The organism is Trinickia camelliae, assembly GCF_053525655.1.
On sequence record NZ_JBCHAA010000005.1, the window covers coordinates 131,375 to 145,263 of the forward strand.

The 13,889-nt window shown below is 65.7% G+C and carries 11 protein-coding genes; 4 read left to right on the forward strand and 7 right to left on the reverse strand.

Annotation, left to right across the window (positions count from 1 at the left end; all coding sequences use genetic code 11):
* A complete protein-coding gene (locus AAHK20_RS10840; RefSeq protein ID WP_449181449.1) occupies nucleotides 1-1,896 on the reverse strand; it encodes a propionate--CoA ligase in 1,896 nt (631 codons plus the stop codon).
* A gap of 281 nt (nucleotides 1,897-2,177) precedes the next feature.
* Between AAHK20_RS10840 and AAHK20_RS10845 the strand changes: the two genes are divergently transcribed.
* Entirely contained in the window at nucleotides 2,178-3,062 is an 885-nt protein-coding gene (locus AAHK20_RS10845) for an N-acetylmuramic acid 6-phosphate etherase (RefSeq protein WP_449181450.1), read from the forward strand.
* A 135-nt stretch (nucleotides 3,063-3,197) separates the two neighbouring features.
* On the opposite strand, the gene AAHK20_RS10850 is transcribed toward AAHK20_RS10845, so the two are convergent.
* The gene (locus AAHK20_RS10850; RefSeq protein WP_449181451.1) at nucleotides 3,198-4,457 is read right to left on the reverse strand and encodes an MFS transporter; all 1,260 of its coding nucleotides are present in this window, start codon (nucleotides 4,455-4,457) and stop codon (nucleotides 3,198-3,200) included.
* A gap of 458 nt (nucleotides 4,458-4,915) precedes the next feature.
* On the opposite strand from AAHK20_RS10850, the gene AAHK20_RS10855 reads away from it, so the two are divergent.
* Complete coding sequence (locus tag AAHK20_RS10855; protein ID WP_449181452.1) at nucleotides 4,916-6,592, forward strand: methyl-accepting chemotaxis protein; 1,677 nt, start codon at nucleotides 4,916-4,918, stop codon at nucleotides 6,590-6,592.
* A gap of 18 nt (nucleotides 6,593-6,610) precedes the next feature.
* Here AAHK20_RS10855 and AAHK20_RS10860 read toward each other — a convergent pair whose 3' ends face one another.
* Genes AAHK20_RS10860 through AAHK20_RS10875 form a run of 4 tightly spaced genes read right to left on the reverse strand, consistent with a single transcriptional unit; the run spans nucleotide 6,611 to nucleotide 11,583 of the window.
* Nucleotides 6,611-7,468, reverse strand: coding sequence for an efflux RND transporter periplasmic adaptor subunit (locus AAHK20_RS10860; RefSeq protein ID WP_449181453.1), 858 nt, complete (start codon nucleotides 7,466-7,468; stop codon nucleotides 6,611-6,613).
* A gap of 25 nt (nucleotides 7,469-7,493) precedes the next feature.
* A complete protein-coding gene (locus AAHK20_RS10865; protein ID WP_449181454.1) occupies nucleotides 7,494-7,694 on the reverse strand; it encodes a DUF1656 domain-containing protein in 201 nt (66 codons plus the stop codon).
* Entirely contained in the window at nucleotides 7,684-9,906 is a 2,223-nt protein-coding gene (locus tag AAHK20_RS10870; protein WP_449181455.1) for an FUSC family protein, read from the reverse strand. Before AAHK20_RS10870 ends, AAHK20_RS10865 begins: the two co-directional genes overlap by 11 nt.
* A gap of 12 nt (nucleotides 9,907-9,918) precedes the next feature.
* On the reverse strand, nucleotides 9,919-11,583 hold the full coding sequence (locus tag AAHK20_RS10875; RefSeq protein ID WP_449181456.1) for an efflux transporter outer membrane subunit: 1,665 nt from the start codon (nucleotides 11,581-11,583) through the stop codon (nucleotides 9,919-9,921).
* A gap of 157 nt (nucleotides 11,584-11,740) precedes the next feature.
* Here AAHK20_RS10875 and AAHK20_RS10880 point away from each other — a divergent pair, with 157 nt between their 5' ends.
* A complete protein-coding gene (locus AAHK20_RS10880) occupies nucleotides 11,741-12,679 on the forward strand; it encodes a LysR family transcriptional regulator (RefSeq protein ID WP_449181457.1) in 939 nt (312 codons plus the stop codon).
* A 166-nt stretch (nucleotides 12,680-12,845) separates the two neighbouring features.
* The gene (locus tag AAHK20_RS10885; protein WP_449181458.1) at nucleotides 12,846-12,992 is read left to right on the forward strand and encodes a hypothetical protein; all 147 of its coding nucleotides are present in this window, start codon (nucleotides 12,846-12,848) and stop codon (nucleotides 12,990-12,992) included.
* Between the two features lies 1 nt (nucleotide 12,993).
* Here AAHK20_RS10885 and AAHK20_RS10890 read toward each other — a convergent pair whose 3' ends face one another.
* On the reverse strand, nucleotides 12,994-13,821 hold the full coding sequence (locus tag AAHK20_RS10890; protein ID WP_449181459.1) for a metallophosphoesterase: 828 nt from the start codon (nucleotides 13,819-13,821) through the stop codon (nucleotides 12,994-12,996).
* Between the last annotated feature and the right edge of the window lie 68 nt (nucleotides 13,822-13,889).

Consider the following 13,889-nt stretch of genomic DNA (forward strand, 5'->3'; position numbering starts at 1 on the left):
TCAACCTCCTTCAAGCACCGCGCGCAGCATCTGCAACGCCGCCGGGTCTTCGATCGTCGGCAAATCCCCCGGATCGCGGCCCTCGGCCAGCGCCGCGATCGCGCGGCGCAGCAGCTTGCCGGAGCGTGTCTTCGGCAGCATCGCGACGAAGTGCACTCGCGCCGGGCGCCCGACCGCACCCAGGTAACGGTCGACGGTCGCGAGCAGCGCCGCTTCGAGCTTCTTGCGATCGTCGGGCGCCGCCGCCGCTTGCGCATCGCGCAGCACGACGAACGCGAGCGGCACTTGTCCCTTTTCCTCATGGGCCACGCCGACCACCGCCACCTCGGCGACCGCCGTATGGCTCGACAACGCCTCTTCGATCTCGCGTGTTCCGAAGCGATGGCTCGCGACATTGATGACATCGTCGGTGCGGCCGAGGATCGACACGTAGCCGTCGTCGTCCTGAATCCCCCAGTCGAACGTCGAATAAACAGACTCGCCCGCCATCTTCGACCAATAGGTGTCGACGAAGCGCTTGTCGTCGCCCCAGACCGTCGTCATGCAGCCGGGCGGCAGCGGGTAGCCGAGCGTGACGACCCCTTTCTCGCCGGGCCCGCACGGCTTGCCGTTTCCCACGTCGCGGATCGTGAGGTGGTAGCCATACACCGGCACACCCGGTGAGCCGAGCTTCGGCGGCAGCGCCTCGACGCCGCGCTGGATCGCGATGATCGGCCAGCCGGTTTCGGTCTGCCAGTAGTTGTCGACGACCGGCTTGCCGAGCGCGTCCTGAATCCACGCGGCAGTCGGCTCGTCGAGCGGTTCGCCCGCGAGGAACAGCGTGCGCAGGCTCGACAGGTCGGCGGCCTTCATCAACGCCGGGTCTTGCTTCTTCAGCACGCGCAGCGCCGTCGGCGACGTGAACATCAGGTTGATCTTGTACTGCTCGACGAGCCGCCACCAGATGCCGCCGTCCGGGCGGACCGGCGTGCCTTCGTACAGCACGGTCGTGAGCCCGGCGATCAGCGGCGCATAGATGATGTAGCTGTGGCCGACCACCCAGCCGATGTCCGACGCGGTGAACATCGTGTCGCCCGCGCGTCCTTCGAAGATGTACTCCATCGATGCCGCCATCGCGACCGCATAGCCGCCGACATCGCGCTGCACGCCCTTGGGCCGCCCGGTCGTGCCCGACGTGTAAAGCACGTACGACGGTTCGTTCGATTCGAGCCATTCGCACGGCACGTGGGTGTTGAAGTACTGCTCGCGCAGCGGCTCGTAGGCGACCAGATAGCTCGCGTTGAGCCGCTCGGGCGCGAGCTGCCGGTCGATCAGGAGCACGCGCGCGGTCTTGTGTTCGGCGCGCGCGAGCGCCTCGTCGACGAGCGGCGTGTAGTCGATGACCTTGCCGCCGCGCGCGCCCGCGTCGGCGGTAACGATTAGCGCAGGCTTGGCGTCGTCGATGCGCGCGGCGAGGCTCGCCGCGGCGAAACCGCCGAACACCACCGAATGGATCGCGCCGAGCCGCGCGCAGGCGAGCACCGCGAATACGGCCTCGGGAATCATCGGCAGATAGATCAGTACGCGCTCGCCGCGCGCGACGCCCAGCGAGCGCATCACCGCGGCCATGCGGTTCACTTCGTTGTACAGCTCGGCATACGTGAAGCGGCGTTCGATGCCGGTTTCGGTCGATACGCTCACGAGCGCATCCTGCTGCGCGCGCGTGGCGAGATGGCGGTCAAGCGCGTTGTGGCACAGGTTCGTGCGGCCGCCGACGAACCAGCGCGTGAAGGGCGGACGGTTCGCGTCGAGCACCGTGTGAAACGGCGTCTCCCAATGGATGCGCGTGGCTTCGGCACGCCAGAATTCATCGGGGGCGTCGATCGAGCGGCGATGGAAATCGCGGTAGCGGGTCATGGTCGGCGGTCCTCGGGGACGTTGGCGGGGCGGTGGGGGGCGCTTGTGCACCAGGCGCTTCAATGTGTGCCGCAATACAGCATAGGACCCGGAGTCGGCGGCTCACAACCCGGGTTCTCCATGACCGTGCCGCAGATTCCGAGCCAGCATCTTCGCCTTTGCGCGTGCGGCTTATCCAGCGGGGCTTCGTATGCGTTTTAGGAGGGGTTTTCGTCCGCCATACTGTCATCGATTTGGCGTAACCTGGAATGGCCGATGCTGGTTTGACCAGGACATTCGCCATGGTTACGAAGACTGAAATGCCGAATCCGTTGCACACGGAGCTCGATCTCTATTCGGCCGACGACCTGATCGACGTACTGATCGACGACCAGCGCAACGCGTTGAAGGCGGTCTGGGAAAGCCGGGAGAAGCTGGCCGAGGCGGTCCGCGAGGCGCTTCCCCGGATGCGCGACGGAGGCCGGTTGATTTACGTCGGAGCCGGGACGTCGGGGCGCCTTGGGCTGATGGATTCCGTGGAACTCTACCCGACGTTCTCATGGCCCAAACATCGGGCGATTGCGCTGTTGGCGGGCGGATCGAGAGCGATCCGAGAGTCGATCGAAGGGGCGGAGGACGACGAGCGCCAGGGGGCGTCCGACATCCTGTCGGTCGAGCCGGCGCCCAACGACGTCGTGCTGGCGATCGCCGCATCCGGCCGCACGCCCTATGTGCTTGGCGCACTGCGCGCGGCGCGCAAGGCCGGCGCGCTGACGATCGGTCTGGCGAACAATCCCAACGCGTCGGTGGTGACCGAAGCGCATATCGGCATCGTGCTCGACACGGGTCCCGAGGTGATATCGGGCAGCACGCGTTTGAAGGCCGGAACTGCGCAGAAGATCGCGCTCAACAGCTTTTCGAGCGCCCTGATGGTGGGGCTCAACAAGGTGTACGGCAACCTGATGGTCGACCTCCGGCCGACCAACGCCAAGCTCATCCACCGCTCAGTGAACCTGACCACGCATGCCACCGGCGCATCCGATGAACTGGCTCGCCGCACGCTGGAGTCGTGCGGCTTTCAGGTCAAGGTGGCGATCGTCGCGCTAAAGCGCGGGATTGGCGTGACGGAGGCGGAGTCGCAACTGGCTGCGGTGGACGGCAGCGTGCGGCGGGCCATCGCCGAGTGAGTCAAATTGCGAAAACTTAAAAGGAATCCTGTGCAAGTGCCGGTGCGATAGCGCGCGGGGCACTCGCTCGACACCAAATGCAAAAGCGCCGCAGTTGCGGCGCTTTTGCTTGGAACGCTGAATGATGAGCGCGGCTCAAGCCTTCGCGCGCTTGCCTTCGACGTCGGGCAGGAACACGGTCAGGATGCCGATCAGCGGCAGGAACGAGCACACCTTGTAGACGAACGCGATGCTCGTCGCGTCCGCGAGCTGGCCGAGCACGGCGGCCCCGACGCCGCCAAGCCCGAACGCGAATCCGAAGAACAAGCCGGCCACCATCCCCACCTTGCCGGGAATGAGTTCTTGCGCATAAACCAGGATCGCCGAGAACGCCGACGCCAGCACGACACCGATCACAACCGTCAGCACGCTGGTCCAGAACAGATTCGCGTACGGCAGCAGCAGCGTGAACGGCGCGACGCCGAGGATCGACGCCCAGATCACGTACTTGCGTCCGATCCGGTCACCGACCGGCCCGCCGATGATCGTGCCCGCCGCGACCGCCGCGAGGAACACGAACAGGTGAATCTGCGCGGCTTGCACGGGCAGGTGGAACTTGTCGATCAGATAGAACGTGAAGTAGCTGTTGATGCTCGCGAGATAGAAGTACTTCGAGAACACGAGCAACACGAGCACGCTCATCGCGAGCATCACGCGGTTGCGCGGCAGCGCATGGCGGGCGGCGTGCGCGTTCTTCGCTTTCTTGGTCGCGGGGTGCCGCTTGTACCAGCGGCCGATTTGCGCGAGCACGACGATGGCCACGAGCGCCGCGACCGAGAACCACGCGATGCTGCGCTGTCCGTGCGGGATCACGATCAGCGCCGCGAGCAGCGGCCCGAGCGACGAACCGGCATTGCCGCCGACCTGGAACAGCGACTGCGCGAGCCCGTGCTGTCCGCCCGAGGCCATGCGCGCGACCCGCGACGATTCCGGATGAAACACCGACGATCCGCACCCGACCAGCGCCGCCGCGACGAGCAGCACGCCGAAGTTCGGCGCGACCGACATCAGCACGAGCCCGCTCAGCGTGAAGCCCATGCCGACTGGCAGCGAGTAGGGCTTCGGGCGTTTGTCGGTGTAATAGCCGACGAGCGGCTGCAGCAGCGACGCGGTGATCTGATAGGTGAGCGTGATGAGGCCGATCTGCCCGAACGACAGCGAGAAGCTCGCTTTCAGCATCGGATAGATCGCCAGAATCAGCGACTGAATCATGTCGTTCAGCAGGTGCGCGAAGCTGATCGCGCCGAGCACCGAATAGACGGTGCGCTGAACTTTTGCGGCGGCAGGCTGCGCCGATGAGCTGGCCTGGCCGGAGGCGGAACCGGCGAGGGCCCGTTTGTCGAGGCTCGTTTCCATTGGATTGACCGCGATAGAAAGGTGGATGGGGCATGCGCGGCGCCGGGGCAGGCAACGCGCAGTGAACGTTCGAAGCAGTGTAATGTGGCGCGTGCGAAATGTAAGGACAAGTTTTGTCGCAATTCGGACATGGTTTGGGCGTGATCTGCGCAAGACGGACACGAACGTCCGCACCGAAAGCGTGCAAAACGGTGGCCGTCAAGCGGGTATCGAGGGGATGTCACCGGGCCGCGACAGGTCCTTACCTTCCTTGACGCGCGCTTGTGCGCGCGATTTTTGTCCGGTTATAAACCGTCCGAGGCGCGCGGCGACAGACCACGCCGACGCTGCTGGGCCGGGTTTACATCAGGGCGCACGACGCTAAAGGAACCACGCCCAAATGCCGTTGACCCGGGCAAGGTAAGCCGTGCTCCGGACCCACCGGTCCGGCGGCACGTTTTGAAAAAGCGGGGATATCTATGAAGGCAGTTTCGCTGGGCCGCCGTTCGGGCGCGGGGTTCGTACCGGATGACGAGTCGGCCGGTGGCCGTCCGAGCAACAACAAGAAGCGCTCGGCGGCAAGCGGGCTCAATAGCTTGTCGGTCAAGGCGACGCTGCGGGTGGCGTTCGCCGTGCTGCTCGCCGGCACGCTCGCCATCGGCGTTTTTTCGCTCACGCAGATCAGCCGTCTGAACGGCTCGACGCAATCGATCTACGATCAGGGGCACGTCGCGAGCCGCGCGGCCGAAGAGGTGCGCGCGAACGTGCTGCGCGCGAGCCGCGCGCAGAAGCAGCTGCTCACGGCGACCACGGCCAAGGAGCGCGACGATCTCGGTGGCGATGTCGACAAGGGGCTCGCCGCGATCACCGGCGAACTGTCGACGCTGCAGCAATTCACCGACTCGTCCGATGCCGACGCGCTGGAACACCAGAAGAAGCTCGCTGCGGCCGTGTCGGCCTGGAGCGATCACCTGCGCGCGTTCGTGACGCTCGTGAAGGCGCAGCCGCTCGATCTGTCGCAGATGAACTGGCAGGTCGGCACGCAGGACGTGTCGCTGCTCGTCGAAACCGAAAAGCTCGAAAAGCTCGTCGACGCGCTCGTCCAGTCGCGCGGCACCGCCGCGAAGGCGACGATCGAAGCGTCGTCGTTCATCTTCAAGTCGTCGTTCGTGATGATCGCGGGGATGACGATCGGCCTCTTCGTCGTGGCGTTCCTGATCGGCGAATGGGTGGTGCGCAGGCTCACGAAGCAGCTCGGCGGCGAGCCGGCCTACGCTAAGAACATCGCGAGCCACATCGCGGCCGGCGACCTCTCGCATCCGATCACGCTCGCCAAGAACGACAAGTCGAGCGTGCTCGTCGCGCTGCGCGACATGCAGGTGGGGCTGTCGGAAACGGTCAGCGAGATCACCGCGAGCGCCGAGGCGATCGCGTCGGCGGCCGGCGAGATCTCGATGGGCAACCTCGATCTGTCGCAGCGCACCGAAATGCAGGCGGTGTCGCTCGAAAAGACCGCGGCGAGCATGGAGCAGCTGACCTCCACCGTGAAGCAGAACGCCGACAACGCGAAGCAGGCGAGCACGCTCGCGAACAACGCGTCGGACATCGCGGAGAAGGGTGGCGAGGTCGTCTCGCGCGTGGTGTCGACGATGGGCGAGATCAGCGACAGCGCGAAGAGCATCGGCGACATCATCGGCGTGATCGAAGGGATTGCGTTCCAGACCAACATCCTCGCGCTGAATGCGGCGGTCGAGGCGGCGCGTGCGGGGGAGCAGGGCCGCGGCTTCGCGGTGGTCGCGGGCGAGGTGCGCAACCTCGCGCAGCGCAGCGCGCAGGCGGCCAAGGAAATCAAGGGGTTGATCCACGCGTCGCTCGAGCGCGTCGCGAACGGCTCGCACTTCGCGCAGGACGCGGGTCAGACGATGGACGAAGTCGTGAAGGCCGTGAAGCGCGTGACGGACATCATGGGCGAGATCTCGGCGGCGTCGTCGGAGCAGAGCGCGGGCATCGAAGAGATCAACCAGGCCGTCACGCAGATGGATTCGGGCACGCAGCAGAACGCGGCGCTCGTCGAGGAGGCGACGGCCGCCGCACGCTCGCTCGACGATCAGGCGAAGTCGCTCAAGCGCCTCGTCGGGAAGTTCAGGCTGCGGTAGTGCCTGGCTAGCGCCCGCTCAGGGCTTCACGACCACGGTGCACGTGGTGCCCGCCGCCAGCACGAGACCGTCGGGCACCTCGTCGATATGGATGCGCACCGGCACGCGTTGCGCGAGGCGCACCCAGTTGAAGGTCGGGTTCACGTCGGCGACGAGGTCTCGGCTCGCGGGATTGTCGCGATCGTAGATGCCGCGCGAGATGCTTTCGACGTGGCCCTTCAGCACGCCGCCGCCCATCATCCTCATCTCGGCCTTCGCGCCGACCTTTACGCCTCGCAGCTTGGTTTCCTCGAAATAGCCGTAGACCCAGAACGAATGGCTGTCGATCAGCGCGAGCTTCGGGGAGCCGGTCGTCGCGTAGTCGCCCTTGAACACGCTCAGGTTGGTCACGTAGCCGTCGACCGGCGCCACGACGCGCGTGCGCTCGAGGTTCAGCTTGGCCGCGTCGAGCGCGGAGATCGCCTGCTGGTACTGCGCCTCGGCGCTCGACGCGGTGTGCGTCGCGTTCTCGCGGTTTTCCTTCGACACGACCAGACTGTCCATGTCCGCGCGGCGCTTGGCGTCATCGATGCGCATCTGCAATTCGGCCTTGCGCGCGGCGACCGCGGCCTGTGCCTGCTCGACCGCGATCTGATAGTGCGACGGGTCGATTTGCATCAGGAGGTCGCCCTTCTTGACGAACTGGTTGTCCTTCACGGGCAGCTCGACGACATAGCCCGAGACGTCCGGCGCGATGTTGACGATCTCGGCGCGCACGCGGCCGTCGCGGGTCCATGGTGAATCCATGTAGTACACCCACAGCTTGTAGCCGATCAGGATGGCGACGGCGAAGATGACGGCGGTCGCGAGAAAGCCGAAGAGTTTTCGGATGGTCATGATGTGACTCTAATGAACGCGTGATTCAACGATAGACGGCGAGCCCCAGCACGCCGCAGATGCAGACGAGCAGGCTCGCCCGGAACAACGAGGGATGCCAGACGACGCGGTACAGGCCGGTCCAGGCGAGGACGCGATCGAGCGCCCAGGTCAGCGCCGCGCCGATTACGCACAGCAGCAGGATGGTCGGCACATAGGCGTCGAGTACGGCGATTTCACGAGGCATGGGGCTCTCCCGAAGGTTGTGCCGCGGCGGGGCGCTGGCGCTTGCCCACGAAGTGCTCGAGCGGCGACTGCGGATCGAGCAGCGCCGAGCGCATGAAGTGGAGATGGCTCAGGATGCGTTGCAGTTGGCGCCGCTCGTCTCGCGGCGGCTCGAAGGCGATGAGCGTCTGCTGGACGGCGGCGATCGCATCGCCGGTCGCGGCGAGCGCGGCGTCGAGGCGCTGCGCGTCCGGCCTCGAGAAGAGCGAGGTGATCGCTTCGCGCGTCTTCTGGACGGTCTGGCGCCACGGCATTGTCTCGGCGTAGCGCGGATCGCGAGGCAGTGTCGCGAGCTCCTGGCGCAGATCGATGATCGCATTGCCGACTTCGAGCACGGCGACGAGCCAGCGCAGCGTGTCGCGCCGCACTTCGGGTTCGTCTTCGGCGAGGCTGTGCGCCTGGAACGCCAGATCGCGCGTGCCGCTCTCGAAGCGGGAGCGCACGCGCTCGAGCCCGGCGCTGCAAGCCATCAGGACCTGCCGCCGCATGTCGGCGAACAAGTGGTTGCGCAGCCACGGCGTGGCGGGCGGCAGCAAAATCGCGAATGCGATTGCCGCGACGATCGTCGACATGACGAGCGCGATCGCGTCGTTCATGAAGCCCGAGGGATCGTAGTTGATGACGTTGTCCGGGCCGGCCAGGTTGCAGAAGAAGATCAGGTAGCCGGCGCCATAGCCCGCCAGGCCGCGGCGCGTCGATACATAGATGCCGAATGCCAGAAACGGTGTGAGCGCGACGCACAGCATCGGGAAGCCGTCGATATGCGGGTAGACGCCGAACTCGCAAATAAAGGCGGCAACCACTGACGCTGCGATGCCGACACCCATCTGCGCCGACATGCGCGTTGGATTCGGCGCAGAGGAGGCGAGCGCGCAGATCGCCGCCGCCGTCGACACGAGCATCGTGCCGCTCGGCCACGCCGTCCAGAGCCAGAACCAGCTGAGCGCGGCCATCACGATGGCGCCGCGCACGCCGGCGACGATCACCTGAATGTGATTGGTCTTCGGCTCGTAATGCTCGATCCAGCGCTCGCGCGGCCTCGCCTCGGCTGACGCGAGCGAGCCGTACGTTTGCGCGTACTTTTGCAGGTCGTCGATGAAGCGGTACAGCATCTCGGAGGCCGTATCGAACTCGAGCAGCGGGAAATCGGGGCGGTTTTCGAAGGCGGCGCGCTGTTCGCGCACGCGGCGCGGCAGTGTCGCCTTGTAGGCTTGCAGTTGTTCCGCCGTGACCTGCGCGTCGAGCGCTGTCAGCACCGGCTCGCCCGTCTTCGTCAGGAGCGGCGCGATTTCCTTGAAGTACGGCTCGAGCGCGTTGATCGCCTCGGTGGCGCCGGCGTCGTGCAGGCGGTTCATCAGCTGATGCAGCGCGTGAAAGCGCGTCGACGCCGACATGAACTCGCTGTTCAGGCGCGAGAGCTGGCCGCTGCGCTGGCGCGCGTCGGGACCTTCGAACTGCGTCATGCTGCGCATGGCCTCGAAGCCGACGATGTCGACGAGAAAACGCGCGTTGGTTGTCTCGATGTAATTGCGTTGGACGCGGCCCGAGAACGCCGCCGACACATAATCCACGAACGCGGAAAAGCGCGCACGCACGGTGGTGCGCATCTGCTCTCCCGTGTGCTGCGGGAACACGAGCGCGCTGACGATGCCTGCGCAGGCGACGCCGAGCGAGACTTCCGAGGCCCGCGTGAGCGCCGACAGGAACGCGCCGTTAGGCGACTGCGCAGCGGGCAGGCCGATCAGCGCCGCCGTGTAGCCGGCGAGCAGGAAGCCGTACGAACGGAAGTTGCGGTTGCGTGCGGCGCCGGCCGTGCAGATGCCGACCCAGATCGCGAGCGCCGCCAGGAAGACTTCGGGCTGCTGCGCGAAAAGCCCGACGAAGACCAATGTGGCGACGAGTCCGATCAGCGTGCCGCAAAAACGGTAGAAGCTTTTAGCGAGCACGGCGCCGCTTTGCGGCTGCATCACGATAAACGCGGTCGCCATCGCTGTTTTGGGCTGCGACATCTCGAGCCGCATCGCGATCAGCAGCGTGAGGAATGCCGCGAGCAGCGCCTTGAAGACATAGATCCACGTGGCGCCGTCGGTGCGCGCCCAATCGCTGAAGATCGCGTACCAGTCGCGAAGCGTGCGCGGCGTTCGCTGCAACGAGGAGGAAGAAGGGGCGGACATGGCCGGCGCGCCTTATTGTGCGGGGGCCGGCGCGGCGGGTTCGGCCGCGGGCGCCTGCGCCGGATTGGGCGACGCCGGAGCGCCGGCCGCCGGAGCGCCGGCCGCCGGAGTGCCGGCCGCCGCCTTGGCGGCCTTGGCCGCTGTCGACGAAACGGCTTCCGCCACCGTCGACACCGCCCGTTGGGCGGCCGTCGTGTGGCCTGGTACCGTATCGGCGGCGCTCGGACCGTTCGCCGGATCGTCGAGCCCGCCGCCGAGCGCCGCCATCAGCGACGCGTGCGCGACGAGCTGCTCGGCCTGAATGCGCGCGACGCCTTGCTGCGCGCTGAGCCACTGCGATTCGGCGACGATCACGTTGACGTAGTCGGTGAGCCCGCGCCGATAGCCTTCCCGCGAGAGGTCGAAGCTCTTCTTGGCCGCCGCCACGGAGCGCTGCGCGTCCTGTTCCTGTGTCGCGAGCGAGCGTATCCGCACGACCTGGTCGGAGACGTCCTTCAACGCGCTGACGATCGTCTGGTTGTAGTTCTCTACCGCGAGGTCGTAGCCTGCGGTCGCCGCGCCGAACTCGCTGCGCCGCGCGCCGCCGTCGAAGATCGGCAGCGACAGGGCGGGCCCGGCGGTCCAGCTGCCGTTTGCCGCATTCAGGAACTGGAAGAGCGGGCCGCCCGTGGCGTAGCCGCCAAGCGAAGCGGCGAGATTGATGTTCGGATAGAACGCGGCCTTCGCGACGTCGATGCCCCGCGCTTGCGCCGCCACGGTCCAGCGGGCCGCGACGATGTCCGGGCGATGGCCGATCAGTTCGGCTGGCAGCGTGGACGGCAGGCCCGCCTGCATCGCCAGCGACAGCGTGGGCCGCGTGATCGCGTCGCCCGCGCCCGGGCCCTTGCCGAGCAGGGCGGCGAGCTGATTGCGGTCGAGCGCGATCGATTCCTCGATCGCATCGATCTGCCGCTCGTATTCGGGGAGCGGGGCTTCGGTCTGGCTCACTTCGAGCTGGGTGCCGAGGCCGCCCGCGAGACGCCGGTGCGCGAGCGCCGCCAACTGCTTCTGCTGTTCGAGCACTTGCTTCGCGATATCGAGCAGCGCGTAGTTCTTCGACAAATCGACATACGCGCGCACGACATTGACTTCGAGTTCGAGCTGCGCGGTGCGCGCGTCGGCGGCCTGTGCGTGGGCGGCGTCGAGCGCGCGTTCGAGCGCGTTCTTGTCGGCGCCCCAAAGGTCGAGGTGATAGGAGAGGCCGATGCTCGCGCTGTTGTTCCAGGAGTTCGTGTTCGCCAGCGTACCCGGGCCATAAAAGGTCGGATCATCCGGCCAATGCTCGCGCGTCACCGACAGGCTGCCGTTGACCTGCGGCGCCAGCGCCGCCTGGGCGCGGCCCGCCAGCGCCATCGCCGAGCGCACGCGCGCCTGCGCGGCCGCGAGCGTCGGGCTGCCCGCGCGGGCGGCGTCGACGAGCGAGTTCAATTGCGGATCGCCGTAGGCGCGCCACCAGTCGGCGGCGGGCCATTTGGCATTGGCGTCGGCGGCGCGTACCGCGTTGCCGATGTCGAACGAAGACGCGTCGGCCGCTTTGCTTTGCGGTGCGATGCCTCCGGTACTGGCGCATCCGGCGATTATTATTGAGAGTGCAAGAAAGGCGAGCGCAACGCTTCCTTTCGTTACCGGAGACCGCACGATTCTCTCCTTAAATGAGTATATAAACCTAATATGAATTATATTTTTTGAGAGATTATCGAATAACAAGTAAAAATGTAATGGTTCTTTACGGAAACTGAGACAATCGATATTTCAGATTGTGTAACAATCGGCCAGAATTCAAAGAAGGAATAGTATGGACACGCTGCAAAACATGCGCGTATTCGTCCGAGTCGTCGAAGCGGGGAGCTTCACGGCCGCCGCGCAGCACTTGAACACGACGACCGCTTACGCGTCGCGTGCCGTCTCCGACCTGGAAACTCATCTGCGCACGCGGCTCCTGAACCGTACGACGCGCCGCATTGCGCTCACCGAAGCCGGCGAGCGCTACCTGCAACGCTGCGAGCAGATTCTCGCCTACGTCGACCAGGCGGAGGCCGAGGCGGGCGACGCGCACGCGCATCCGTCCGGCAAGCTCAAGATGCACGCGATGAGCAGCTTCGGCATGCACTACGTGGTGCCGGCCATCGGCCGCTACCGCCAGCGCTATCCCGATGTCGATATCGACCTGACGCTCTCGAATCGCATTCCCGACCTGCTCGACGAAGGCTACGACGTGTCGCTCGTGCTCGGCTACGACTTGCCGGACTCGGGGCTCGTCTCGCACCGTCTCGGCAGCGCGTTCAGCGTGGCATGCGCGGCGCCGGCGTATCTCGAGGAGCGCGGCGTGCCCAAGGTTCCTGCGGATCTCGAACATCATGTCTGCCTGCACATGGTTGCGCCGACGCTCGCGGCCGGCAAATGGACTTTCGACGGCCCCAATGGACAGGAGGTCTTCTCCCTGCCGCCGTCGACGTTCCAGGTCAATGTCGCCGAGGCCATGGCGGTCGCGGTGCGCGAAGGTATGGGCATTTCCGTCCTGCCGACCTACTCGGCGATTCAATGGCTCAAGAGCGGCGAGCTCGTGTGGATTTTGCCCGAGTACACGTCGCAGCCGATGAATGTTTATGCGCTGTATCCGTCGCGCCAGTACCTCGACGCGAAGATCCGCACCTGGGTCGATTTCCTGCGTGAAGAGCTACCCGCGACGCTCGCTGCCGATCAGGCTACGCTGCGCCAGTTTGCCCGGACTTGAGCGGCGAAGAGATGAATACACCGGCGGCCTGGCGTGCCATAGCGTGCAATAGGCCGCTGATCAATGGCTGTTACAGATTTGCTGTGCGGCAACATTTCTTTACGCCTCGCCGACAAACGATTTGCTACCGTGTCGTGACTGCCTACACATCGAAAGAAGGGAACTCATGGATACGCATGTGCTGATCGGCGTTGCCGTCATGTTTGGTCTGATCGGAATCGCCGCGTCGCGCGACTTGCTGCGCCGCCTGAAATACGTGCCGCAGCTCATGCTGGTTCCCGTGCACCGCGCGGCCAAGCGCGTGACGCGATAAGTCAGATCTCGACGACCTTATCCCAAGCGAAATCCGGGTTCTCCAGACGCCGGGTCCTGCGGTCCACGTAGCCGCGCGGATTGCAAACGACACGCGTGCCGTTCACCGTGTAGTCGAACGCCGTGTGCGTGTGTCCGTGAATCCACAGCGCGACCGGTTCGCGCACCAGCGCCGTCAGGTCGCTGATGAATCCCGCCGACGCCCAATCGTTCGCGTAACGCGCCGCGAGGCTCAGCCGATGCGGCGCATGGTGCGTGACGACGATCGTTTTTCCATCAAAAGGTTTTGCCAGTTCCGCTTCGAGCCATGCGCGCGCATGGCGGTGCAGCGCGAGCGTGTCGGCCGGCGTGAAATCGCGCGGGGCGCCGGCGCTCGTTGTCGTCACATCGTTGCCGCTGCCTGGCCACGCCACCTGGATCAGCCCGCGAAAATCGAGCATGACTTTTTCGGCCGCGGCGATCGATTGCGCGCGCTCGTCATCGGTCGCGCCGAACAGCGCGAAATCCGTCCATAGCGTCGTGCCGAGCACGCGCCAGCGACCATCCGGGTCGATCAGCGCGCCGTTGTTCAGGTAGTGCACGTTGTCGACGCTTTGGGCCGCGTCGCGCATCGCCGTTTCCAGCGCGCCGAATTCGCCGTCGTAGTACTCGTGGTTGCCGGGCACGTAGACGACCGGCACTTGCGCGTCGAACGTCTCGGCGGCCCAGCGCAGACCTTCCGCATGGTTGTGGATGTCCCCGGCCAGCACGACGAGATCCGCGCTCGCGTGCGCAATCACCTCGGGCTCGTCGCATTCGAGATGCAGATCGGACAACACGCGGATTTTCACGGGTACATCTCCTGCCGGTCGGATTCGGTCGGTTTCGATTGGGGGGGGCGGCTCGCCGCCGACGCTTC